Origin of the sequence: Isoptericola cucumis (assembly GCF_014635665.1) — a bacterium.
GTDB classification, from domain to species: domain Bacteria; phylum Actinomycetota; class Actinomycetes; order Actinomycetales; family Cellulomonadaceae; genus Isoptericola; species Isoptericola cucumis.
Genome location: NZ_BMDG01000002.1, coordinates 232381 through 256064, shown reverse-complemented (window position 1 = coordinate 256064; position 23684 = coordinate 232381). Strand labels below are relative to the sequence as shown.

22 protein-coding genes are annotated in these 23684 nt (G+C 75.6%); 4 read left to right on the top strand and 18 right to left on the bottom strand.

Going from position 1 to position 23684, the window contains the following annotated elements; translation table 11 throughout:
* Positions 1 to 3: 3 nt before the first annotated feature.
* The 4 genes from IEW03_RS03360 to IEW03_RS03345 all read right to left on the bottom strand — a co-directional run bounded on the left by IEW03_RS03360 (position 4) and on the right by IEW03_RS03345 (position 4952).
* Complete coding sequence (locus IEW03_RS03360) at positions 4 to 2460, bottom strand: polysaccharide lyase 8 family protein (RefSeq protein ID WP_188522234.1); 2457 nt, start codon at positions 2458 to 2460, stop codon at positions 4 to 6.
* Positions 2461 to 2587: 127 nt separating this feature from the next.
* Positions 2588 to 3610: a DUF4037 domain-containing protein gene (locus tag IEW03_RS03355; RefSeq protein WP_188522233.1), complete on the bottom strand. Its 1023-nt coding sequence runs from the start codon at positions 3608 to 3610 to the stop codon at positions 2588 to 2590.
* Between the two features lie 81 nt (positions 3611 to 3691).
* Positions 3692 to 4432, bottom strand: a complete 741-nt coding sequence (locus IEW03_RS03350) for a phosphoglyceromutase (protein ID WP_188522232.1) — start codon at positions 4430 to 4432, stop codon at positions 3692 to 3694.
* 79 nt (positions 4433 to 4511) lie between these two features.
* Positions 4512 to 4952, bottom strand: a complete 441-nt coding sequence (locus IEW03_RS03345; RefSeq protein WP_188522231.1) for a nitroreductase family deazaflavin-dependent oxidoreductase — start codon at positions 4950 to 4952, stop codon at positions 4512 to 4514.
* A gap of 166 nt (positions 4953 to 5118) precedes the next feature.
* Between IEW03_RS03345 and IEW03_RS03340 the strand changes: the two genes are divergently transcribed.
* Positions 5119 to 6801 carry a DHA2 family efflux MFS transporter permease subunit gene (locus IEW03_RS03340; protein WP_188522230.1) on the top strand — a complete coding sequence of 561 codons (1683 nt, stop codon included), beginning with the start codon at positions 5119 to 5121 and terminating at the stop codon, positions 6799 to 6801.
* Here the strand turns inward: IEW03_RS03340 and IEW03_RS03335 are convergent.
* From IEW03_RS03335 to IEW03_RS03325, 3 genes are all read right to left on the bottom strand, one after another.
* Complete coding sequence (locus IEW03_RS03335) at positions 6792 to 7217, bottom strand: DUF2871 domain-containing protein (RefSeq protein WP_188522229.1); 426 nt, start codon at positions 7215 to 7217, stop codon at positions 6792 to 6794. The two genes, IEW03_RS03340 and IEW03_RS03335, sit on opposite strands and share 10 nt — an antisense overlap.
* 76 nt (positions 7218 to 7293) lie before the next feature.
* Positions 7294 to 7989, bottom strand: a complete 696-nt coding sequence (locus tag IEW03_RS03330) for an ABC transporter ATP-binding protein (protein ID WP_188522228.1) — start codon at positions 7987 to 7989, stop codon at positions 7294 to 7296.
* A gap of 56 nt (positions 7990 to 8045) precedes the next feature.
* The gene (locus tag IEW03_RS03325; RefSeq protein ID WP_188522227.1) at positions 8046 to 9143 is read right to left on the bottom strand and encodes an ABC transporter permease; all 1098 of its coding nucleotides are present in this window, start codon (positions 9141 to 9143) and stop codon (positions 8046 to 8048) included.
* 188 nt (positions 9144 to 9331) lie between these two features.
* Between IEW03_RS03325 and IEW03_RS03320 the strand changes: the two genes are divergently transcribed.
* Both IEW03_RS03320 and IEW03_RS03315 read left to right on the top strand, forming a co-directional pair.
* Positions 9332 to 10663 (top strand): sensor histidine kinase, encoded by a 1332-nt coding sequence (locus IEW03_RS03320; RefSeq protein WP_188522226.1) that lies wholly within the window; start codon positions 9332 to 9334, stop codon positions 10661 to 10663.
* Positions 10660 to 11280 (top strand): LuxR C-terminal-related transcriptional regulator, encoded by a 621-nt coding sequence (locus IEW03_RS03315; protein ID WP_188522225.1) that lies wholly within the window; start codon positions 10660 to 10662, stop codon positions 11278 to 11280. The genes IEW03_RS03320 and IEW03_RS03315 overlap by 4 nt, the downstream gene beginning before the upstream one ends.
* Positions 11281 to 11387: 107 nt before the next feature.
* Here the strand turns inward: IEW03_RS03315 and mshA are convergent, their stop codons facing one another.
* The 5 genes from mshA to lysS all read right to left on the bottom strand — a co-directional run bounded on the left by mshA (position 11388) and on the right by lysS (position 16189).
* Complete coding sequence (gene mshA / locus IEW03_RS03310) at positions 11388 to 12788, bottom strand: D-inositol-3-phosphate glycosyltransferase (protein WP_188522224.1); 1401 nt, start codon at positions 12786 to 12788, stop codon at positions 11388 to 11390.
* A complete protein-coding gene (locus IEW03_RS03305; RefSeq protein WP_188522223.1) occupies positions 12788 to 13930 on the bottom strand; it encodes a lactonase family protein in 1143 nt (380 codons plus the stop codon). Before IEW03_RS03305 ends, mshA begins: the two co-directional genes overlap by 1 nt.
* Before the next feature lie 95 nt (positions 13931 to 14025).
* A complete protein-coding gene (locus IEW03_RS03300) occupies positions 14026 to 14361 on the bottom strand; it encodes a histone-like nucleoid-structuring protein Lsr2 (RefSeq protein WP_188522222.1) in 336 nt (111 codons plus the stop codon).
* 124 nt (positions 14362 to 14485) lie between these two features.
* Complete coding sequence (locus tag IEW03_RS03295; protein ID WP_188522221.1) at positions 14486 to 14653, bottom strand: hypothetical protein; 168 nt, start codon at positions 14651 to 14653, stop codon at positions 14486 to 14488.
* 18 nt (positions 14654 to 14671) lie between these two features.
* Positions 14672 to 16189, bottom strand: coding sequence for a lysine--tRNA ligase (gene lysS, locus IEW03_RS03290; protein ID WP_188522220.1), 1518 nt, complete (start codon positions 16187 to 16189; stop codon positions 14672 to 14674).
* A gap of 67 nt (positions 16190 to 16256) precedes the next feature.
* Here lysS and nadC point away from each other — a divergent pair, with 67 nt between their 5' ends.
* Positions 16257 to 17204, top strand: coding sequence for a carboxylating nicotinate-nucleotide diphosphorylase (gene nadC, locus IEW03_RS03285; protein ID WP_229737349.1), 948 nt, complete (start codon positions 16257 to 16259; stop codon positions 17202 to 17204).
* 48 nt (positions 17205 to 17252) lie between these two features.
* Here nadC and IEW03_RS03280 read toward each other — a convergent pair whose 3' ends face one another.
* From IEW03_RS03280 to IEW03_RS03255, 6 genes are read right to left on the bottom strand one after another with little or no spacing between them, the layout of a single operon-like run.
* Complete coding sequence (locus tag IEW03_RS03280) at positions 17253 to 18962, bottom strand: L-aspartate oxidase (RefSeq protein ID WP_188522219.1); 1710 nt, start codon at positions 18960 to 18962, stop codon at positions 17253 to 17255.
* A gap of 7 nt (positions 18963 to 18969) precedes the next feature.
* Complete coding sequence (gene panD, locus IEW03_RS03275; RefSeq protein WP_229737403.1) at positions 18970 to 19383, bottom strand: aspartate 1-decarboxylase; 414 nt, start codon at positions 19381 to 19383, stop codon at positions 18970 to 18972.
* Between the two features lie 34 nt (positions 19384 to 19417).
* Positions 19418 to 20398, bottom strand: coding sequence for a pantoate--beta-alanine ligase (gene panC, locus IEW03_RS03270; protein WP_188522218.1), 981 nt, complete (start codon positions 20396 to 20398; stop codon positions 19418 to 19420).
* Positions 20395 to 21408 carry a Rossmann-like and DUF2520 domain-containing protein gene (locus tag IEW03_RS03265; protein WP_188522217.1) on the bottom strand — a complete coding sequence of 338 codons (1014 nt, stop codon included), beginning with the start codon at positions 21406 to 21408 and terminating at the stop codon, positions 20395 to 20397. The genes panC and IEW03_RS03265 overlap by 4 nt, the downstream gene beginning before the upstream one ends.
* Positions 21405 to 23048 (bottom strand): PH domain-containing protein, encoded by a 1644-nt coding sequence (locus tag IEW03_RS03260; protein WP_188522216.1) that lies wholly within the window; start codon positions 23046 to 23048, stop codon positions 21405 to 21407. The genes IEW03_RS03265 and IEW03_RS03260 overlap by 4 nt, the downstream gene beginning before the upstream one ends.
* Positions 23045 to 23581: a PH domain-containing protein gene (locus IEW03_RS03255; RefSeq protein WP_229737348.1), complete on the bottom strand. Its 537-nt coding sequence runs from the start codon at positions 23579 to 23581 to the stop codon at positions 23045 to 23047. The genes IEW03_RS03260 and IEW03_RS03255 overlap by 4 nt, the downstream gene beginning before the upstream one ends.
* Positions 23582 to 23684: the final 103 nt, after the last annotated feature.

The following is a 23684-nucleotide window of genomic DNA, read 5'->3' as shown; positions in this document are numbered from 1 at the left end:
CCGTCAGCCGGCCAGGGAGGCCTCGAACGACGCGCCGGCGGCGTTCGAGAGCACGGCCTCGACCCGCACGACGTTCCCGCCCGTGACGGTCAGCCGTTCGTGGGCGGCCGTCACCCGGCGCAGCGGCCGGTCGAGGTCGATCTCGACCGTCGCGCGCTCGAGCGACCTCGACGGCGACGAGACGGCCAGGTCGGCGGTGCGCGCCGTGCCCGACACGAGCACCGCGCAGGGCCCGGTCGCGCGCACCGGCCCCTCGTCGGTCGCGGCGAACAGGTGCGCGAACAGGAACCACCGGCCCTGCCGCACGGCCCGCACGACGTGCGCCGTGGCGTCCTGGCGCAGCACCTCGACGCCGAGCTCCTCGGCGTGGTCGGCCGCCGCCTCCGCGGTCCGCTCGGCGCTCGCGCCGGGGAGGATCACGTACCCGTACCGGCCGCCGGCGGTCCCGGCCGGGTGCTGGACGCTCACCGTCGCGTACCGGCGGGTGCGCACGTCGGTGGACCCGCCCGTGTCGGCGCCGGAGTTCACGTCGTACCAGGACCCGGACCGGTCGGCCACGGCCGCGCGGACCGCCTGGCCACCGCCCAGCAGCACGTACCCGGCCACGCCCTCGAGGTGCGCCCACGACGGCGTCGCACCCTCGACGGGCGTCGTCACGCGCGCGCCGTCGAGCGCGAGCACCGGGTCGGCGTGTTGCGCGAACGCGCGGTTCTCCACCACGGTCTCGGCGTCGTCGCCGGTGACGTCCACGCCCGAGCCCAGCGCCACCACCGCGTCGTCGAGCAGGAACCACGACTTCCTCGCCGTCAGGGTGCCGAGGCTGTTGGTCAGGTCCATGCCCGCGGTGCCCCACCGCCCCGCGAGGCCGACGCCGCCGCCCCACGCGTTCTGGGCCCGCGGGATGCCGGTGCCCGCGCCGGAGGCGCCGGACTCGCGGGTGGTGAGCGACGCCGTCGTACCGGGCAGGCGGTAGGGGTCGACGGTGGGCCAGTAGTCGTCCGCGAACTGGCCCTGGTCGCCGTCGACGTACAGGTACGCGGCGCCGTCGCCCTGGTGCCAGCCCAGGTTGTTCTCGTCGTTGCCCCACTCGTAGCGGCCGATCCGCCGCGACGACGTCGCGACGGTGTACGCCCAGCCGTCGCCGCGGTGCACCATCCGCTCCTGCGCGCCGAACTGCCGGTGGCCGACCGGCTCCGGCGCTCCGGCGACGCCGTCGTCGGCCAGCAGCGGCAGCGCACGGGAGAGGTCGCTGATCGTGGCGGACGCGGTGTAGTCCTCGGTGCACCGCGACAGCCAGCCCTTCGCCAGCGCGCGGTACGTGTCGCGGTAGGGCGCGGGCATCTGGGTGGCGAGCAGCAGCAGCGAGCCCGCCGTCGTGAAGCCGTCGTGGAAGTCGTGCTCGTGCTCGCGCGAGACGGCACGGCCGCGGACGGTCTCCAGCATCCGGCCGTTCCAGACGAACGGCGCGAACGACCGCTCGGGCGCGTCGAGGACGACGTCGACGTCCGGGTCGGTGACGTCCCACGGGCTGCCCGCGACCAGCATGAGCGACCGCGCGACGCCCGCGAGCGCCACGTTCCCGTAGGTGCCCACGTACGGCAGGTACGAGTGGTCGATGTACGAGCCGTCCGCGTAGAAGCCGTTCCCGGACGTGACGTAGCGGAAGAGGCTGTGGCGACCGCCGCCGGCGACGTCGCTGAGCGCGTCGCGGGCCAGCACCATGTCCGCGTCGTCGCGGGCGGTGATGCCGCGCAGCAGGCAGGCGAGCGCCTTGTCGGCGCGGTTGCCGCCGGTCTCCGGCGAGGTCCCGGTGCCGCGGTAGTTCGGGTTCGGGGTGAACCGCCGGACGGCGGCGACGGCGGCCGCGCGGTCGGCGTCGGTGAGCAGCGCGTCGACGAGGACGGACAGGTCGCCGAGGGTGCGCGGGATGCCGATCTCCCAGAACCACCAGTTGCCCGACTTCCGGATGGTCAGGTTGTACCAGTGCGCGCTCATGTGGCGGTACCAGGCGGCGAGCCGTTCGGCGACGGCCGCGTCGCCGTGCTGGTCGGTGCCGCGCGTGGCCCAGGCCGTCGCGACCACCAGGATCCGGGAGTACGTGAGGGAGATGTTGCCCTCCTTCGGCCCGGCCATCGGCAGGTCGGGCCACAGGTCGCCGCCGGCGGCGGGGGTGGCCACCGCGCTCGCCAGGGCGTCCGCGGCCTCGGTCGACAGGTCCGCGAGCTGCGCCGCGATCTGCGGGTGCGCGACGTCCAGGTCGGCGCCCCCGGTGAGGTAGTCCGCCCAGCGGGCACGCAGGTCGTCGACGCTGCCGGCGGCTCGGGCAGCGGCTCGGGCGGCGGGGGCGCCGAACGGCGAGCCGAGCAGCCCGGCCGCGACGGGGACCGCGGCCCCGGCCAGGAGCAGGTGGCGGCGGGTGAGGCCCGGTCCGGTACGGTCCGTCGGGTGCTGCGCTCGCATGGGCGTCCCTCTCGTCGTCGAAGCGGTCCCGGCCACCCACGTCGTCGTGGATGCCCGCGGCCCACTGTGGCCCGGAATGATCCGTACGACAAGGTTTCGCTCAGAACCGCTCAGTGCGCCCCGGCGCTCAGCCGGGCGCCGCCGACCTCGAGACCGCGACCCGGCGCTCCGGGTCCATGAGGACGTCGACCGCGTCGACCCACTGCTCCACGGCGGCCGGGAGCCGGCGCACGCCGGCCGGCACGGCGGCGTGCAGCGCCTCCGGGATGCCGCGCAGCCCGCGGAACGGGCGGTCGTAGAACACCTCGGTGGCCGGGCCGTCCACGGCGGGCAGCCCCAGCTCGCGCTGCCGCTCGTGCAGGGCGTCGCACGCCCGGCCGAGGGCCGCGTCGCGCTCCTGCCAGGAGGGTGCCGCGAGCGCGGCGGCGAGGTGCGGTCCCGCGGCGGCGCCCGCCGCCGTGCCCGCCGCCATCGTGCCCAGCCACTTCGGGTACGGCGGCCAGCGCCGCTCCACCAGCATCCCGAGGCGCATCAGCGAGCCGGCGAGGCGGCCCGCCAGGACCCGCGAGCCCAGGTCGTCGCCGCGCGAGCCCGTCCGCCCGACGAACGGCAGCTCCTGCCCGACGCGCGCCCACTCGGCAGCGAGCACGTGCAACCACACGTCGTCGGGATACCAGCGCAGGTGCTCCCGGATCGCCGTGATCTCGCCGGGGCCGTCGGCGAAGACCGGCCCCGCCGTCACCTCGAGGACGCTCTGCCCGGTGAGCGACAGCCAGCCCACCGCGTCGAGCTCCGTCGTCGGGTCAAGACCCAGCCGGGACCGGGCGAACCCGGCGGGCGTCGCGACCTCGGCCCGCTGGCGGACCACCGGATCCCAGGTGGTCGCGAACCGGGTGGGCAGCCCCGCGTGCTCGGCCGGGAGCGCCGCCTCGAGGTGCGCGTCGACGTCCGCCACGTCGGCGGCGTCGACCAGCAGCGTCAGCCGCAGGCCCCAGTCGTGGTCGCGCGACGTCGCGTCGTCGAGCCCCAGCACGTCGGACCCGCTGCCCAGCCGGGCGGCCGCGTGCGGCAGGCCCGGCCGCCACGCGTCGAGGAGAGGGCGGACGACGTCGTCGTAATAGGCCCGCGCGAGGCCGGTCCCGGTGTGCACGGGGCCATGCTGCCAGCAGGCACGACGAACCCCGGGCCTCTTTTCGGAGACCCGGGGTCGGTCGGTGTCAGGCGCCGGGTGTCACTTGCCCTGGTTGGCGACGGCCGCGATGGCGTCCTTCGCGGCCTCGGGGTCGAGGTACGTGCCGCCCGGGTTGGTGGGCTTCAGCGTCTCGGTGTCGAGCTCGTACACCAGCGGGATGCCCGTCGGGATGTTCAGCCCGGCGATGGTCTGGTCGTCGACGCCGTCGAGGTGCTTGACGATGGCGCGCAGGGAGTTGCCGTGCGCGGCGACGAGGACGGTCTTGCCGGCCTGCAGGTCGGGCACGATCTCCCCGTCCCAGTACGGCAGCGCCCGGTCGAGCACCTGCTTGAGCGCCTCCGCGCGCGGGATCGGCTCGCCGGCGTAGCGCACGTCGGCGTCCTGCGAGAACTCGGAGCCGAGCTCGATGTCCGGCGGCGGCACGTCGTAGGAGCGGCGCCAGAGCATGAACTGCTCCTCGCCGTACTGGTCGCGCACCTGCTTCTTGTCCTTGCCCTGCAGGGCGCCGTAGTGGCGCTCGTTGAGGCGCCAGCTGCGCTTGACCGGGATCCAGTGCAGGTCCGCGGCGTCGAGCGCCAGGTTGGCCGTGTTGATGGCGCGGCGCAGCAGCGAGGTGTGCACGACGTCAGGAGCGACGCCGGCCTCCTTGAGCAGGTCGCCACCGCGCGTCGCCTCCGCGGTGCCCTTCTCGGACAGCGGCACGTCCACCCAGCCGGTGAAGAGGTTCTTCGCGTTCCACTCGCTCTCGCCGTGGCGGAGCAGCACGAGGGTGTAGGTCATGGGTCCATCCTGCCTTCTCGGCCCGGCGGGTCGCACCGCCGGGCCGGATCCCGGACCGGCGCCGGGCCGGAGGGTCGCATCAGGCGTCGGCGCGCTCCAGCACGAAGACGGGGATCTGGCGGTCGGTCCTCGTCTGGTAGTCGGCGTAGTCCGGGTACGCGGCGACGCACCGCTCCCACCACAGCGCCTTCTCGTCGCCGGTGACCTCGCGGGCGACGTACTCGTGCACCTGGGGGCCGTCCTGCAGTTCCACGCGGGGGTTCGCGAGCACGTTGAAGTACCAGACCGGGTGCTTCGGAGCGCCGCCGAGGGAGGCGACGGCCGCGTACGCGCCCTCGTGCTCGACCCGCATGAGCGGGACCTTGCGGAGCTTGCCGGTCTTGGCGCCCACGGTCGTGAGGATGACGACGGGCATGCCGCGCATGGTCGTGCCCTTCGTGCCGCCGGAGCTCTCGTAGAGCTCGACCTGGCGGGCGGCCTGGGCGGACGGGCTGGGTGCGTACTCTCCGGTGATCGGCATGCCTGCTGCAATGACGAGCCGCGGCCGAGCATTCCCGCCGCGGCCGATCCGCCGCAGGTGCCCCGAGGCTTCTGACGTGGTGTCATATCAGCCAGGTCGACCCGGAGGCCCCGATCACGCCACGGGACCGGCACCACCGGGCACCGCAGCCGACGAGGGACGAGGGATGAACGCTGATCCGACGACCGGCGCCGCGGGCGGGCGCCCCGACGAGGAGCCCGAGGTGGACGACCGCGCGCACGACCACCGGTGGCGCGCCCTGGTGGTGCTGTCGGTGGCGCTGTCGATGGTGGTCATCGACGGCACGATCGTCGCCGTCGCCATCCCCGACATCGTCGCGGACCTCGACCTCGGCCTGAGCGACGCCCAGTGGGTGAGCGCGTCGTACGCCGTGGTGCTCGCCGGGCTGCTGCTGTCCGCCGGGCGCCTGGGCGACCGGCTGGGGCGGCGCCGGCTGCTCGTCGTGGGCGTGGCGGCGTTCCTCGTCGGCTCCCTGCTGTCCGCCGCGGCCGACGACGGCGGCACGCTGATCGGCGGACGCCTGGTGCAGGGCCTGGGGGCCGCCGCCATCCTGCCGTCGACGCTGTCGACGGTGAACGCGACGTTCCGGGGCAAGGACCGCGCCGCCGCGTTCGGCGTGTGGGGCGCGGTGATCTCCGGGGCGGCGGCGATCGGCCCGCTGGCGGGCGGCTGGCTGACGACGTCGTTCACCTGGCCGTGGATCTTCCTCGTGAACCTGCCGATCGGCGTGCTGGTCGTGGTGGGCGCATACCTGTGGGTCCCCGAGACCCGCGCGACCGTGACGGTGCCCGGGCTGGACGTCGACGGGCTGCTGCTGTCGGGCCTGGGTTTCGGCGCGCTGGTCTTCGGCCTCATCGAGGGCCAGACGCTGGGGTGGTGGGCGCCGGAGGCGGACCTGGAGGTCCTGGGCCTCACGTGGCCGGCGACGGCGCCCGTCTCGGCGGTGCCGGTGCTCATCGCGCTCGGGCTGGGCCTGCTGGTCCTGTTCGTCGTGTGGGAGCGGCACCGGGCCCGCGTGGGCCGGTCGGCCCTGCTCGACCTCGACCTGTTCCGCATCCCGACGTTCCGGTGGGGCAACGTCGCCGCGACGACCGTCGCCGTGGGCGAGTTCGGCATCATCTTCGTGCTGCCGCTCTTCCTGGTGAACGTGCTGGCCCTGTCCACGATGGGTGCCGGGCTCGTCCTCGCGGCGATGGCGATCGGCGCGTTCGCCTCCGGGGCCTCCGCCCGCCACCTCGCCGAGCGGGTGGGCGCCCCGCTCGTCGTCGTGATCGGCCTGGTGCTCGAGGTCGTGGGCGTGGCGGCCGTGGCGTTCGTCGTCACGCCGACCGTCTCGCCGTGGCTGCTGGCCGGCGTCCTCGTCGTCTACGGGGTGGGGCTGGGGCTCGCGTCCGCCCAGCTCACGAGCACCACGCTCGCGCAGGTGCCGCCCGCGCAGTCCGGCCAGGGCTCGGCGACGCAGTCCACGGTGCGTCAGGTCGGCTCGGCGCTGGGCACCGCCCTGGTCGGGACGGCCCTGGCCGTCTCGCTCGCCACGACGGTGCCGGCGGCGCTCGACGGCCAGGGTCTCCCCGCCGGCCAGGTCGACCGGCTCGCCGACGCGACGAGCGGCTCCGCGGGGAACGTCATCTCGGGCCTGCGGGCCCAGGGCACCCACGGTGACCTGGGCGACCAGGGGCCGGCGGTCGTGGACGCCCTGTCGGCCGGCTTCGCGGACGCCACCCGCGGCTCGCTGCTCGTGGCCGGGGTGTTCCTCGTCCTCGGCCTGGTCGCGTCCGGCGCGGTGGTGCGGGCGTCACGACGGCCGGCGCCCGGGCCTCAGGCCTGACGGCGGGCGACGGCGTCGCGCACCGGCGCCCGCAGGGAGACCAGCAGCGCGACCATCCCGACGGTGAGCAGGATGTGCCCGAGCCCGGCGATCCCGGGGACGGCGCCGCTGACCTCCGTCTCGCCCTGCACCTGCAGCATGCCGTGCCAGACCATGACCCCGACGGTGAGCAGGAGCCCCGCGTTGTAGGTGGCGAAGAACCACGAGAACGACCGGGAGCCGGAGATCTTCAGGGTGGCGTCGAGGGCGAGGACGATCAGCATCACCATGAAGCCGAGCGCCAGCAGGTGGGTGTGGGTCACCGCGAGCTGGGTGCTCCCGGTGAAGTCCTGCGCGACGGTGTAGGTCCGGTAGAACAGGCCGGCGAGCAGGCCGAGGGTCGCGTAGACGGCCGCGGCGACGTAGAGCTTCTTCACGAAGGTCTCCTTCTGACGAGGACGGGACGGGGAACCGGAAACAGGCACGGGGACAGGCAGTGACGGGACGGGCGGGTCAGCGCGCCGCGAGCGGCGCCGGCTCCTCGATCCGGGCGTCGAGCATCCGCACCGTGGCGTCGACGGTCGCGAGGGTGGAGGCGTCGTGCGACACGAGCAGCGTCGCGGCCCCGGTCTCGCGGGCCAGCCCGGTGATGAGCTCGACGACCCGCGTCCCGCGCTCGTGGTCGAGCGCCGACGTCGGCTCGTCGACGAGCAGGACCTCGGGCCGGCCGACGAGGGCGCGCGCGATCGCGACGCGCTGCCGCTGCCCGCCGGACAGCTGCGCCGGCCGCTTGCCCGCGTGGTCGGCCACCCCGACGGCGTCGAGCAGCTCCAGGGCGCGCTCCCGCACGCTCGCCGGCCGCCGGCCGCGCAGGTGGGCGTGCAGCTCCAGCTGCTCGAGGGCGGTGAGCGAGCCGAGCAGCTGCGGCGACTGGAAGACCATGCCGATGCTCTCGAGCCGCACGCGGGTGGACGCCGCGACGGTCGTGGTGGGGGTGAGCACGACGTCGTCGCCGATCCGCACCGTGCCGCCGGTGGGACGGGTCAGCCCTGCGGCCACCGCCAGCAGGCTCGACTTGCCGGCGCCCGACGGGCCGAGCAGCGCGGTCGTCGTGCCGGCGGCCACGTGCAGGTCGACGTCGTCGACGGCCGTCAGGGTGCTGTCGCCGTCGGGGTAGACGAGGGTGACGTGCTCCAGGTGCAGGTCCACGGGATTGCTCCTTCGGTGGGTGTGACGTGCGGTGGTGACGCGGGTGGTGACGCGGCTCAGCGGGCCGCGAGCGCCGCGTGCGGGTCGATGCGGGTGATGCGTGCGACGGAGATCCCGGCGCCGACGAGGCCGAGCACGATCAGGCCCGCGGCGGGCACGAGGGTCGTGGCGGTGGTGACGACGACCGGGACGGCGTCCGGCAGCAGCGCCGCGCCGGCGGCGGTGAGACCGGTGCCGAGGGCGACGCCGCCGACCAGCAGCACCGCCGCCTGGCCGAGCGCGTCGCGCAGCAGGTAGCGCGTGGAGGCGCCCAGCGCCTTGAGCACGGCGATGTCGCCGGAGCGGCTGATCGTCCAGACGGTGAAGAACGCGCCCACGACGAGGGCGGAGATGACGAGCAGGAAGGCCTGCATGGTCGTCAGGGACGTGTTCTCCCCGGCGAACGAGGACACGGCCGACCGGGCGTCCGACGTCGTGACCGTGGTGGTGCCGAGGTCGTCGTCGGCGCCGGCGAGGGCGGCGTCGGCCCCCGTGGTCGTCAGCGCGACGACGGTCGCGACGGGCTCGTCCGACCCGGCGGCGGGGCCGCGGGCGCCGATCGTCTGCCAGTCGTCGAGCGTGGTCCACACGACCGGAGTGTGGGAGAACGACTGGTCCGCGCCGGTCGTCGCGGCGACGGTGAGCTCGGTGCCGGCCAGGGAGACCGTGTCCCCCGCCTGCGCGCCGAGCGCGTCCGCCGCGCCCGGGCTGAGGACGACGGTCCCCTCCTCGACATCACCGGCGCCCTCGGGCACCAGGCCGGAGCCGTCGGCCACCCCCAGCGCGGTCACCGAGGCCGTGGTGCTGTCGGACTGCGCCCGGGTGGTGGCCAGACCCAGCGGCTCGGCGGACTCGACGCCCGGCACCTGCGCCCAGGCCTCCCACTGGTCGGACGTCACGCTCGAGGCCGTGAACTCCGGGTCGTCGCCGGCCGTCGGCATCGAGAACGCGACGTGGTCGGCCGGCAGGTCCGTCACCGCCGACGTCGACTCGCGGGCCAGGCCGGCGGTGAGCGACGCGAGGAAGGTCACGAGGAAGGTGATCAGCACGATCACCACCGACATGAGGACGAACCGGCCGCGGGCGTTCTTGAGATCGCGCAGGGCGACGAACACGGGTACCTCCATGCTGCGGGGACGCGGGGAGCAGGCGGCGCAGGACCGGCTGCCGGACTGCTTCCAGCCTCCGCTGCGAGGGCCCCGCGATCATCGGGACCCGGGGTGATCTCGCGGCGCCGAAGGGTGGGCCCGGCGCTCCACCTTTCGGACGATGCGCGCCGGCTCCCCGCGGCTACGGTGGACGGGTGATCCGCCACCGGGTGCCCTCCGCGACGCGCGGCCTGTTCCTGGGGCTGGACGTCCTGCTCGCGGTGCTCGTCGTGGTGGCCGTGGTGCAGGCGCCCTCCGGCCGGACCGGGCCGGCCGTCGCCGTGGCGGCCGTGCTGCTCGGCGTCTACGTCTGGGGACGCATCGTGGTGCGCGTGCACGAGAGGTCGGTGGACACCCCGCGCGGCGCCTGGTGGCCGGACGCCGCGTGGGTCGCCGGGCTCGCCCTCGCCTGGGTGGCGCTGCTGTGGCTGACGCCGGCGGCGCTGTGGATCGCGTTCCCGTTCATGTTCCTGCAGATGCACGTCCTCGGGCCGCACCGGGGCGTGGTGGCGGTCGCCGCCACGACCGTCGTCGCCGTCGCCGAGGGCCTGCTGGTGCAGGTGGGGCCGGGTGACTCCTGGACCGGCTACGTCCTCGGGCCCGTGCTCGGGGGCGCCGTCGCCGTGGGTGTGGTGCTGGGCATCGAGGCCTTCGTGCGAGAGACGCAGGCCCGCCAGCGCACCGTGGACGAGCTGACCGAGGTCCGCCAGCACCTCGCACAGGCCGAGCGCGAGCGGGCGGTCACCCACGAGCGCGCCCGGCTGGCGCGCGACATCCACGACACCCTCGCGCAGTCCCTCTCGGCGATCGAGCTGCTGCTGCGCGCCGCGGAGAACACCGTCGGCACCGACGACGACCGGGTGCGGGCGCTCCTGGCCGACGCCCGCGGCGCCGCCCGCGACGGGCTCGCCGAGGCGCGCCGCGTGGTGCACGACCTCACCCCGCCCGACCTGGAGCGCACCACGACGCTGCTCGAGGCGCTGCGCCGCGTCGCGGAACGGACGGAGGCCACCCACCGGGAGACGAGCCACGACGCGAGCCACGACGCGAGCCACGACGCGAGCCAGGACGAGGGCACCGGGCGGCCGCTGACGGTGACGGTGCGCACCAGCGGCACGCCGCGGCCGCTGGGCGTCCCGCTGGAGACCGGGCTGCTGCGCATCGCCCAGTCCGCGCTCGCCAACGTGGCCGAGCACGCGGACGCCGCCCGCGCGCAGGTGACGCTCACCTACGCCCCCGAGACGGTCACCCTCGACGTGGTGGACGACGGGAAGGGGTTCGACGCCGCGACGACGCCCGCGGACCGGCAGGCAGGCAGGCAGACCGACAGGCACGGCGGGCGCGGGTTCGGCCTGCCCGCCATCCGTTCGCGCGCAGCCGAGCTGGGTGGGACGCTCGCGCTGGAGACGACCCCGGGCGGCGGCACCGCCCTGGCGGTCACGGTGCCGACCACGCAGCCCGCCGGACCCACGGAGGCCCCCCGATGATCGACGTCGTCCTCGCCGACGACCACCCGGTCGTCCGCGCCGGCCTGCGCGCCGTCGTCGACACCCAGCCGGACATGCAGGTGGTGCACGAGACGTCGAGCGCCGAGGACCTGCTGCGGTGGCTCGCGGACGGCGGCCGCGCCGACGTCGTCCTGCTCGACCTGCGGTTCGGCGCGGGCCGGATGGGCGGCGCGGAGGCGACCGGCGCGGTCGTCCGCGACCACTCGACCCCCGTGCTCGTCGTGACGACCTACGGCACGGACGCCGACATCCTCGCCGCCGTCGAGGCGGGCGCCACCGGCTACCTGCTCAAGGACGCCCCCACCGAGGAGCTCGCCGGCGCCGTCCGGTCGGCCGCGGCGGGGCAGGTCGCGCTCGGCGCGGACGTGCAGCGGCGGCTGCTCGGGCGGATGCGGCACCCGGGCGAGTCCCTCAGTGCGCGCGAGCTCGAGGTGCTGCGGCTCGTCGCCGCCGGCCGGTCGAACGACGCCATCGCGCGCGAGCTGTTCGTGTCCGTCGCGACCGTGAAGTCGCACCTCGCGCACGTCAACACCAAGCTCGGCACCCAGTCCCGCACGGAGGCCGCGGCCGTCGCCCGCGAGCGCGGCATGCTCTGACCACGGCCGGACGGACGAGCGGGGCGACGCCGGGTCGGGTGCAGGGTCGGGTGCAGGGTCGGGTGCAGGGTCGGATGCAGGGTCGGATGCAAGACCCGGCGCGCGCGTCAGGCCGGCGGGTCGGCGCGGCGCGCCCCGTGCACCTTCGCGGCCTGCGCGTAGACGTCGAGCATCGCGGTCGCGGCCGCGTCCCACGAGAAGCGCTCGCTCGCCCGCCGCGCCCCCGCCGCGAGCCGGCGCAACCGCTCGTCGTCGGCGAGCAGGTCACCGAGCACGCGCGCCCACGTCCACGGGCTGTGGTCGGGCACGAGGACGCCGGAGGTGCCGTCCTGCACCACCGTCTGCAGGCCCCCGACGGCGGCCGCGACGACCGGCGTCCCGGCGGCCTGCGCCTCCGCGGCGACGAGGCCGAACGACTCGTTGTGCGACGGGACGGCGACGACGTCCGCCGCCCGGAAGTAGTCGACGAGCTCCTCGCGGGGCGCGGCCGGACGCACGACCAGGTGGTCGGTCACACCCATCTGGTGCGCGAGCGCCTCCAGCTCCCGCACGGCCGTCGGCCGACCGCTGGCCCCGCCGACCACGACGAGCGCGGGCACCTGCGCGCCGCCGCCGTCGCGCCAGCAGTCGGCCGCGGCGCCCTCGGGCAGCGGACCCCGGCCCGCGGACTCGCTCGCGTGGTCGGCCAGCACCCCGAGGGCGCGCACCAGCACGTCGGGCCCCTTGAGGAGCTGCACCCGGCCCGCGAACAGCACGACCGGCCGGTCGGTCGGCAGCCCGAGCCGCTCGCGCAGCGCCCGCTTCGCCGCGTCGTGGGCCGCCGCGTCATGAACGCCGTCGGGCCCGGCGGGCAGCGGCGTGAACGTGTCCAGGTCGACTCCCGGCGCCACCACGTGCACCCGGTCCGGGTCGGCCCGGTACTCGCGCACCAGCTCGTCGGCCTCCTCGCGCGTCGAGGCCACCAGCGCGTCCGCCTCGGCGACGACCTGCTCCTCCCCCACGACCCGGCCGAGCGGCTCCGGGGTGTCGCCGGGGGCGAGCGCCGCGTTCTTGACCCGCGCCATCGTGTGCATGGTGTGCACGAGCGGGACGTCGAACCGCTCGCCGGCCAGCCAGCCCACCTGGCCGGAGAGCCAGTAGTGGCTGTGCACGACGTCGTACCAGTGCGGCGGACGGTGCGCCTCGGCCCGCATCAGCCCGGCCGCGAACGCGCAGAGCTGGCCGGGCAGGTCGTGCTTGTCCAGGCCCTCGAAGGGGCCCGCCGCGACGTGCGCCACCCGGATGCCCGGCTCGACGTCCACCCAGCGCGGCTGGGCGGAGGACGTCGCCCGCGTGAAGATCTCCACCTCCGCGCCCCGGCGCGCGAGCGCCCGGGACAGCTCGAGCACGTAGACGTTCATCCCGCCGGCGTCGCCGGTGCCCGGCTGGTCGAGCGGGGACGTGTGCACCGACAGCATCGCGACGCGCGGCCCCGGACGGCCCGCACCCGTGGTGTGCGCGTCACGCATCACGCCTCCAGCACGCAGGCCGGCGGGGTGGGCAGCCCGTACCGGCTCACGACCTCGCCCCGGCCGGTGGTCGTGTCGACGCGGACCGTCGCCAGCTCCGAGGTGCCCTGCAGGGCGACGACGACCAGCTCCGTCGCGGGCGTCGCGCCGGCCGCCCCGCCCGTGCCGGCGGGCGTCGACACGACGGCGTGGTGCCGCGGCCAGGCGCCCTCGCCCAGCGGCACGTCGGCGAGGTGCTCGAGCGTCGGCGCCCCGGACGACCCGGCGGGGTACCGCACGCGGTGCACGGCGAGCACGTCGGAGCCGCGCACGCCGACGTGCAGCCGCATGCCGTCGGCGCTGAGGGTCACGTGGGAGGCGAAGTCCGTGCCGGCCGCCGCGCCCGCGCTCACCGGGGCCGCCGACGAGGGCGCCCACCCGTCGCCGTCGGGCGTCAGCACGTGCACGCGCGCGTCCAGCTCGCCCACCACGACCAGCGACCCGTCCGGCAGCGTCACCAGGTGCCGCGGCCCCGTGCCGGGCGGCAGGGTCGCCGCGACGTCCCCGGGGGACTCGTCAGCACCCCCGTCAACGGACCCGCCGGGGGCCGGGGACGCCGGGTAGCGCCGGAGCACGTCGGCGCCGAGGTCGCTGACCACGACGTCGTCGCCGGCCGCCGCGACGAAGTGTGCGTGCGGCCCGCCCTGGCGCGCGGCGACCGGGCCGGACCCTGCGCCGGGGAAGGTCGTGACGGCCTCGGCGCCCAGGTCGCCGGAGCCCGGGTCGGCCGGCAGCGCGGCGGCCACGCCGTCGCCGTAGTTCGCGACCCAGACGGCGTCCGGGAGGGCGAGGACGTGGCAGGGGTCGTCGCCGCCCGACGCGACGGCGCCGGACACGACCGGCGCGGCGTCGCCCTCCGGGCCGTCGAGCCGGAACGCGGAGAGCGTGCCCGCGGGCGTCTCGGAGACGGCGTACAGCGTGCGCCCGGTCGGGTGCAGGGCGAGGAAGGCGGGCGACGGGACGGTCGCGACGAGCCGCTCGGCCCGGACCGTACCGTCGGCCGGGTCGACGTCGACGCGGTGCACCCCCTCGCCGCTGCCCGGGGCGGTGCCCGGCCGGGGGTACGTGCCGATCCACAGCGGGCGGGAGGTCGCGTCGGTCATGGCACCAGCCTAGGACGCACGCGACGCACGCCCCGGCCGGGGTGTCCCGGCCGGGGCGTGCGTCGTGGGTGCGGCGGCGCCGCGTCAGTGCTCGATCAGTGCGCGGCCTCGTAGGCGGCGAGGACGGAACCGGGGATACGGCCCCGGTCGCTGACCTGGTGGCCGTTGTCGCGGGCCCACTCGCGGATCTTGGCGAGCTGCGCGCGGTCGGTGCCCGTCCGGCGGCCCCCGCTACGTGCGGCGCCCGCGGCGCGGCCCGACGTCTTGCGACCGTGCCCGATCCACGTGGCGAACGAGTCCCGCAGCTCGGCCGCGTGCGCGGTCGTGAGGTCGATCTCGTAGGCGACGCCGTCGAGCGCGAAGGTGACGGTCTCGTCCGCCTCGCCGCCGTCGACATCGTCGATCAGCACGATCTGCTGCTTCTGAACCACTCTGGGCTCCTTCTCGGTTCCGTCGAATTGTGCGTGACAATACGAACGATGCCCATTCGGGAGCGCATTTGTCAATGCGACTTCTCGGCGGGGCCGATGACGGCGACGAGAATGGTGAGCCGTCTCAGGCGGTGGTGCCCTTCGCGGTCTCGTTCTCTTCGGCGTCCATTCGGTCGAGCGCGAGCCGTTCGTTCCGGTCGGCGTGCATGATCTTTCGCATGGCGAGCCAGAACAGCAGCCCGACCCCGACTGAAGGGATCAGACCGGCCAGCACGGCGAGAAACGTGTTCATCGAATATCTCGTCTCGTTTCAGAGCGTCGGCTTGACGAGGGGGAAGAGGATGGTCTCGCGAATTCCGAGCCCGGTGAGCGCCATGAGGAGCCGGTCGATTCCCATTCCCATGCCACCGGCGGGCGGCATCGCGTACTCCATCGCCTCGAGGAAGTCCTCGTCCAGTGCCATGGCCTCGTCGTCACCGGCCGCCGCGAGCACGGCCTGTGCCTCGAACCGGCGGCGCTGGATCACGGGGTCGACCAGCTCGGAGTACCCCGTGGCCAGCTCGAAGCCTCGCACGTACAGGTCCCACTTCTCGACCACGCCGTCCACCGTGCGGTGGTCGCGCACCAGCGGCGACGTCTCGACCGGGAAGTCGCGCACGAACGTGGGGGCGTACAGCCCGTCGCCGACGTGGTGCTCCCACAGCTCCTCGACGAGCTTGCCGTGGTTGGCCTTCTTCGGGTCGAGGGAGATCTCCGCCTTCTCGGCGAGGACCAGGAGATGCTCGACGCTCGTGGCGGGAGTGATCTCCTCCCCCAGCGCCTCCGACAACGAGCCGTACATCGTGATCTGGGCCCACTCGCCGCCCAGGTCGTACTCCTCGCCGTCGGGAAGGGTGACCACGGTGGTGCCGAGAACGTCCTCGGCCGCCTTCTGCACGAGGTCCTGGGTCAGCGCGCCGATGGTGTTGTAGTCGCCGTACGCCTCGTACGACTCGAGCATCGCGAACTCCGGCGAGTGCGTGGAGTCGGCGCCCTCGTTACGGAAGTTCCGGTTGATCTCGAAAACCTTCTCCACACCACCGACGACCGCGCGCTTGAGGAAGAGCTCGGGCGCGATCCGCAGGAACAGGTCGATGTCATAGGCGTTCATGTGCGTCGTGAAGGGACGCGCAGAAGCACCCGACGCCACCGTCTGCAGCATCGGCGTCTCGATCTCGAGGAAGTCCCGGCGGTGGAAGTTGTCGCGCAGCGAACGATTGACGCCCGAGCGCAGCCGCACCATGTCGCGGGCCGCGGGCCGCGCGATGAGGTCGACGTACCGCTGGCGGACGCGCGCCTCCTCCGAGAGGTCCTTGTGCAGCACCGGCAGCGGGCGCAGCGCCTTGGCCGCCATCCGCCACTCGTCCGCGAAGACGCTCAGCTCGCCGCGCCGCGACGCCCCCACCCGGCCGTGTGTGAACAGGTGGTCGCCGAGGTCGACGTCGGCCTTGAACGAGGCCAGCGACTCCTCGCCGACCTCCTTGAGGCTCAGCATCGCCTGCAGCCGGTTCCCCTCGCCGTCCTGCAGCGTGACGAAGCACAGCTTGCCCGTGTTGCGCAGGAAGACCACGCGGCCGGCGACGCCGACGACGTCGTCCGTCTCCTCGCCCGCCGCCAGGTGGCCGTAGGCCTCGCGCACCGCGTCGATCCGGTGCGTGACGGGCACGCTCACGGGGTACGCGTCGGTGCCGCCCTCCAGCAGCCGGTCGCGCTTCTCCCGACGGACCCGGAGCTGCTCGGGCAGGTCGTCTTCGGGCACGGCGGGAGCGGGATTCTGCGGGGAGGTCACCCGTCGATTCTACGTGTGGCCCGTAGCACAGCCGCACGCCCGCCCCCGCCCGGTAGCGTGGCACGCCGTGAGCACGACTCCAGAGCGGGACCTGCCCGTCGTCGACCAACCGTCCGCCGTCCAGCCCGGCCTCGACCCGGCGTGGGTCGCCGGGGCGGTGACGACGGCGCTCGACGAGGACCTCGGCCCCGCCCCCGGCCGCGACGTCACCTCCCAGGCCACCGTCCCGGCGTCGGCCACCGGCACCGCCGATCTCGTCGCGCGCGAGGCCGGCACCGTCGCGGGGCTCGTCGTCGTGACCGAGACGCTGCGCCAGGTCGCGACGCGGCTCGGCCTGCCGGCCCCGGCCGTGACCTTCCACGCCCAGGACGGCGACGACATCGCGCGCGGCCAGGTGCTCGCCTCGCTCGCGGGCCCCGTCCAGGTGCTGCTGGTCGCCGAGCGCACGCTGCTCAACCTCACCTCGCGCGCGTCGGGCGTCGCGACGGCGACGGCCGCGTGGGCCCGTGAGCTCGCCGGGACCGGCGCCCAGGTGCTCGACACGCGCAAGACCACGCCGGGCCTCCGCGCGCTCGAGAAGTACGCGGTCCGCGCGGGCTGCGGCACCAACAAGCGCATGGGCCTGTACGACGTCGCGATGATCAAGGACAACCACGTCGTCGCCGCCGGTTCCGTCGCGGCCGCCGTGGCGGCGGTGCGCGCCGCCTTCGACGTCGCGGTCCAGGTCGAGGCGGACACGACGGTGCAGGCCATGGAGGCGCTCGACGCCGGGGCGGACTTCCTCCTGCTGGACAACATGCCGACGCCGGTGCTCGCCGCGACGGTGTCCGCCGTGCGGGCCCGGCAGGGGCGGGACGGCGTGCCGGCGCACGTCGAGCTGGAGGCCACCGGCAACCTCACGCTCGACCGCGCCCGCGAGGTCGCCGAGGCCGGGGTCGACTACCTGTCCGTCGGGGCCCTGACCCACTCGGCGCCGATCCTCGACCTGGCCCTCGACCTCCGCCCCGCGAGCTAGCCGCACCGCCCGGCGCGGCCCCGACCACCTGGCCCCGTACCTCGCCTCCTACCTCGCCACGGCCGGCACGGCCTCGGCGAGGGCGCCGTCGTCGTCGAGGGCGAGCGCGACGCGCCGCCGCCAGGCCGCGTCCGGCGCGGGGAAGTCGGTCCGGAAGTGCCCGCCGCGGGACTCCGTGCGCAGCGCGGCCGCGTGGACCAGCGCGGTCGCCACGTGGTGCACGTTGGTCGTCTCCCACTCGGCGGCCTGCGGGTCGGCGACGACGTCGCTCGCGCGGTGCGCGTCGGTGCGCACGGCCGCGAGGTCGGCGGCGGCCCGGGCCAACGACTCCGCCGAGCGCACCGGCCCGGCCCCGTCGGACGTCGCCCGCTGCACGCGCGAGCGCGCGGGGGCGGCCACGAGTCCCGTGCCGCCGGGCCGCGCGACCGGGTCCGGCGCGCGGCGCAGCTCGCCGTCGTCGTAGCGCCGGGCCACGTCCCGCGCGGCGCGGTGTGCGAACACCAGCCCCTCGAGCAGCGAGTTCGAGGCGAGCCGGTTGGCGCCGTGCACCCCCGTGCACGCGACCTCCCCGACGGCGTACAGGCCCGGCACGTCGGTGCGTCCCCGCGCGTCGGTGACGACGCCGCCCGAGTGGTAGTGCTGGGCGGGCGCGACGGGCACCGGCTCCTCGGTCCAGTCGATGCCGTGGCCGGCCAGCCGCGCGGTGATGCTCGGGAAGCGGCGGCGCAGGAACGCGGCGCCGAGGTGGCGGGCGTCGAGCAGCACGTGGTCGGCGCCGGTGGCAGCCGTGCGCCGCACGATGGCGTGCGCGACGACGTCGCGCGGCGCGAGCTCGGCCAGCTCGTGCTCCGCCGGCATGAACCGGACGCCGTCGACGTCGAGCAGCAGGGCGCCCTCCCCGCGCACGGCCTCGCTGATCAACGGCTGCTGCCCCTTGGCGCCCAGCCCGCGCCACAGCACCGTCGGGTGGAACTGCACGAACTCGAGGTCGCCGACCGCGGCCCCGGCCCGCAGGGCCGCCGCGATCCCGTCGCCCGTCGCACCGGGCGGGTTGGTGGACGAGCGGAACACCTGGCCCACTCCCCCGGTGGCCAGCACGACGACGGGCGCCAGGGCAGCGCCCACGCCGTCGCGCGTGCCCGCGCCGCGCACGTGCAGCGTCACGCCCGCGACCGGCGGGCGCCCGCCGGAGCCCGGACCGCCCGCGCCCGGCTCCCCGGTGAGGACGTCCAGGACGAGCGCGTTCTCGATCACCTCGATGCCCGGGTCGTGCCGCACCGCGTCGATCTGCGCCACGAGGGCGCGGGAGATCTCCCGGCCCGTCGCGTCGCCGCCCGCGTGCGCGATGCGGTCGGCGCGGTGCCCGCCCTCGCGGGTGAGGGCGATGCCGCCGTCCGGCCCCAGGTCGAACGTCGTGCCGCGCGCGACCAGCTCGCGCACCCGGTCCGGCCCCTCGGTGACGAGGACGCGCACCGCGTCCGGGTCGCTGAGCCCGCCGCCCGCGGTGAGCGTGTCGGTCAGGTGCGCGTCGGGGGTGTCCTCGGGGTGCAGCGCGGCCGCGATGCCGCCCTGCGCCCAGACGGTCGAGCCCGACGAGAGCTCGCCCTTGGTGACGAGCAGGACGCGCGGGACGCGGGTGCGCAGCTCCAGGGCCGCGGTGAGGCCGGCGATGCCGGACCCGACGACGACCGCGTCGGCGGCGGTCGTCCAGCCCGGGGCGGGGGCGGCGAGGGCGCGGGCGAGCCGCGGCCCGTTCACCGAGCGGTCACCGCACCGACGCGAACGGCAGGCCGCTCGCCTGCAGGCCGTGGCCCGCCGGCACCTGGCCCGGGTCGTCACCGGCCTCGACGATGCGGTTGGCGGCGTCGACGAACACCACGTGCGGGTCGAAGGTGCGCGCGTCGGCGTCGGACAGCATGCCGTAGGCGATGATGATGACGATGTCGCCCGGGTGCACCAGGTGGGCCGCCGCGCCGTTGATGCTGATCTGGCCCGACCCGCGCTCGCCGGGGATGACGTACGTGGTGAGGCGGGCGCCGTTCGTGACGTCCACGATGTCGACCTGCTGCCCGGGGAGCAGGTCGGCCGCCTCCAGCAGGTCGGTGTCGACCGTGACGGAGCCCACGTAGTGCAGGTCGGCCTGCGTGACCGTGGCGCGATGGATCTTGCCGATCATCATCGGCCGCTGCAGGGACGCGGGAGTCGAGGGGCGGTCAGTCACGGTCTGCCTCCTGGCCTGCGGTGTCGTCCGGCTCGCGGCCCTCGTCGGGGGCGGCGGTGACGTCCACGGCCTGGTTGTCGATCAGTCGGGTGGCGCCCACGCGCGCCGCCACCAGCAGGAGCGCGGGACCGCGATGGTCCGCGGGCACCGGGTCAACGGTAGCCGGGTCGACGAGCGCGAGGTAATCCACCACAACACCGCCGGCGGCGTTGAGGATTCCCGAGGCCGCCCCCAGCACCGCCGCGGCGCCGTGACCTGCGGCGGCCTCGTCGGCCCCGCCGCGCAGCGCACGCGAGAGCGCGAGCGCCAGCGCGCGCTCCTCGTCGGACAGGTACGCGTTGCGCGACGACATCGCGAGGCCGTCCGCCTCGCGCACCGTCGGCACCCCCACGACCTCGACGTCGAGGTCCAGGTCGGCCACCATCCGGCGCACCGCCAGCAGCTGCTGCGCGTCCTTCTGGCCGAACAGCGCGACGTCGGGCCGCACCAGGTGCATCAGCTTGAGCACCACCGTGAGCACCCCGTCGAGGTGCCCGGGTCGTAGCTCGCCCTCGAGCACCTCGCCGATGCGCCCCGCCGAGACCCGCACGATCGGGTCGCCGTCCGGGTACACGACGTCGGGCGTGGGCGCGAACACGAGGTCGGCGCCGGCGGTGGCGAGCTTCGCGACGTCGCCGTCCAGGTCGCGGGGGTAGCGGTCGAGGTCCTCGCCCGCCCCGAACTGCAGCGGGTTGACGAAGATCGTCACGACCACCTGGCCGGTCGGGCCGGCCTCCTCGCGCGCGCGGCGCACGAGCCGCAGGTGCCCGTCGTGCAGGGCGCCCATCGTCATCACGACCGCGCGCCGGTCGGTCGGCTCCGCACCCGAGATCGTCCACGTCGCGAGGGCGTCGCGCAGCTCCTCGCGCGTGCGCACGACGGCGGGGGCGGTCGGGTCGCTCGTCGCCTCGGCGCTCGGCGTCTCGTCGGTCACGGTCGCTCCTGGTGGGGCTCGTCGGGGTTCTCGTCGGGAGGGTCGGGGCGCTCGTCGGGTGGGTCCGCGGGCGGCGGGTTCAGCGTGTCGAGCAGGGTGCGCGCCGCGGTGGCGTCGATCCGGTGCGCCGCGAGCGCACGCCGCGTGGCCGCGCGGGCCAGCTCGGCGTACGACGTCGGGACGTCGGTGGCGCCGGCGGTCGTGCCGAGGCCGGCCAGCGCGTCGAGGTGGGCGCGGACCGTGCCGACGTCGCCGCGCGAGACGGGGCCCGTGAGGGCGGCGATCGCCCCCGGGCCGACGCCCTCGCGCACGTCGGCGGACCGGACGGCGCCGTCGAGCGCCGCGCCGAGCAGCGGCGCGAGCACCTGGCCCGGCCGCTCGATCCCCGCGGCCTCGAGCGCCTGCGCCGCCTGCGCGACCAGCACCACGAGGTGGTTGGAGCCGTGCGCCAGCGCCGCGTGGTACAGGCCGCGCGCCGCCTCGTCGACGATCACGGGCTCGCCGCCCAGCTCGACCACGAGGGCCTGGCCGATCGGCTGCACCGTGGCCGCCGCGGTGACCGCGAAGGTGCTGCCCGTGAGGCGGTGCAGGTCGAGCGAGGTGCCGGTGAACGTCATCGCGGGGTGGATCGCCAGCGGGATCGCGCCGACCGCGAGGGCCGGCTCCAGGACCGCGGTGCCGTACCGGCCCGACGTGTGCACGACGAGCTGGCCCGGCTGCCACGCCCCCAGGGCCGCGAGGCCTGCCACGACCTCCGCGAGCTCGTCGTCCGGCACCGCCAGCAGCACGAGCTCGGCCCGCTCGACGACCTGCGGCACCTCCAGGTGCGGGACGCCGGGCAGCAGGGTCTCGATCCGCTCCAGGGACGCGTCGCTCACGCCGCTGGCGCCCACCACGACGTGACCCGTGGAGCGCAGCGCGCTGCCGAGGACCGCGCCGACGCGGCCCGCGCCGACGACGCCCACGCCGAGACGCCCCGGTCGCGAGGCCCCCGGCGCCGGGACGCTCACTGCCGCGCCTCCATCCAGCGCTCCGGGCCGGCGTGCGCCCGCGCGGCACGCGCCCGCACGGACTGCTCGCCGAGCAGCCGCGCGGCCTCGTCCGCGTCGAGGTGGTGCACGGCCGGGCTGACCGGGCCGGGCGTCGTGTGCAGGGCGACGGACGCCAGCCCCCGCCGCCGCTGCCACGGCCCCTGGTCGAGGCCGAGGGACTGCGTGCGCTCGTGCGGCACGACCTCCAGGTGACGCACCCACCTGCCGCCGCGGGCGAACAGGGCCCGGCCGGTGACCGCGTACCCGTTGCGCCGCCAGCTCAAGGGATCCAGGAGCCGCGCCCGGCGCGGGCTGGTGACGAACCACCGGTCGGTGCGCGCGTCGCCCGTCAGCGCCTCGTCGAGCAGCGCGAGCGTCTCGTCGGGTCCGCCCGGCACCTCGAGGTCCGGCAGCACCAGCCACAACGCGGTGAGCGCCTCGGAGCGCGGGCCGACCGGGAGCAGCACGTTCTGCGACTCGTCGGTGGAGCCCTCGGCGCCGCCGTACCCGGCGACGGTCACCCGCACGCGCCACCAGTCCGGACCGCGCCACCACGGGCCCTGCGTGAGCGAGACGGCCTGCACCCGGCCGGGCGGGATGGTCTGGGCGCGGGTCTCCAGCAGCCCGTGGCGCAGACGGATCCCGTCCGGCGACAGCGCCGCGCGGAAGCCGAACTCGCCCGCGAACCGCTGGAACAGGTAGCCGCCGACGCCGAGCACCGCCGGCGCGGCGGACACGAGGACGCCGAAGCTCCCCGTCATGGCGACCACGACGCCGAGCCCCACCAGGAAGAGCACCGCGACCCACAGGCCCGGCAGCCGCAGCAGCGACAGCAGCAGCCGTGACGGCGGCACCTCGTAGACCGGGCGCTCCGGCGCCTCGGGCGGCGCGACGTCCTCCCCTGCCGCCGGCGCGTCCTCGGGCTCGCCAGCGGGCCCGCCGACGGACGATGTCTCGGCGGCCGGACCGGGTGCTCCGGGCGCGGCGGCCGTGTCACCGCCCGGGGGCGCCACCGGCAGGTCGACGCCCGCGACGGGCTCCGCGGCCGGGACGGGCGCCCCGTGCGCGTCCGCCGTCGACGGCCGGGCCGGGGAGGTCTTCCCCGCGCGGATGCCCGCGGCGCGCGCGAGGAGGTCGGCCCGCAGCCGCTGCGCCTCGGCCTCCTTGAGGAAGCCGATCGCGACGGCCGAGTCGGCGCCGCCCGCGACCTCGAGCCGCAGCTCGGCCAGGCCGAAGAGCCGCGCGAGCAGCGGCTGGCGCACGTCCACGGCCTGCAGCCGGTCGAGCCGTGCGTGCCGCTGCTGGCGGAACAGGACGCCCTTGCGCAGGTGCGCCGCGTCGTCGTCGACCGCGTACGCCGTCATGCGCCACGCCAGCGCGGCGTACCCGAAGACGATGCCGACGAACAGCACGATGGCGAGCACCACGATCCACCAGAAGCTGCCGATCTCGCCGGCCGCCTCCAGCGCCCCCGCGACGTCGTCGAGCACCTGCTGGCTGCCGATGACGAGCACCGCGACGATCACGGCCCACCCCCGCACGAACGGGGTGACGGGATGGACCCGCCGCCATCTCAGGCCGGCGCCCGCCGCCGGCCCGGCGGTCTCTTCGGTGCTCACAGGCCCGCCAGCCTCGCCTCGCCCCGCGCGCTGAGCCGGTCGCGGAGCCTCTCGGCCTCGTCCGGCACCAGGCCCGGGATGTCCGCGTCGGTGTTCGCCGACGCGGTGTGCAGCTGGACCTTCGCGATGCCCAGCTTCCGGTCGAGCGGGCCCGCCTCGACGTCGACGAACTGCATCCGCCCGTAGGGCACGACCACGAGCGACCGGAACAGGATGCCCTTGCGGATCAACAGGTCGTCGTCCCGCTCCGCGTACCCGATGGCGCGCACCTGGCGCGGCACGAGCAGCACCGCCCACAGCAGCAGCGCCGCCGGGACGCCCGCCAGCAGCCAGAACCACGGCGAGAGCACGAGGGCCAGCACCACGCCCGCCACCACCGGCACGGCTGTCGTGGCGGTCGCGGAGATCAGCCGGGCCTGGACCAGGCGCGGGGACACGCCCTGCCAGGTGACGCCCGGCGGGTCGAAGGGTCCGGTCGACGGCGTGGCCGGCGGCGCGGGCGACGGCTCCGGCCCGGTGGGGATGCTGGTCATGGCTCCCATCCTTCCATCCGGCCCGCACGTCGCGACATCGTCCGTCGGGCTGGTCTCCCGGCACCCGGGTCCGCCGGAAGCATGACTCGGCGCTCCACCGGCC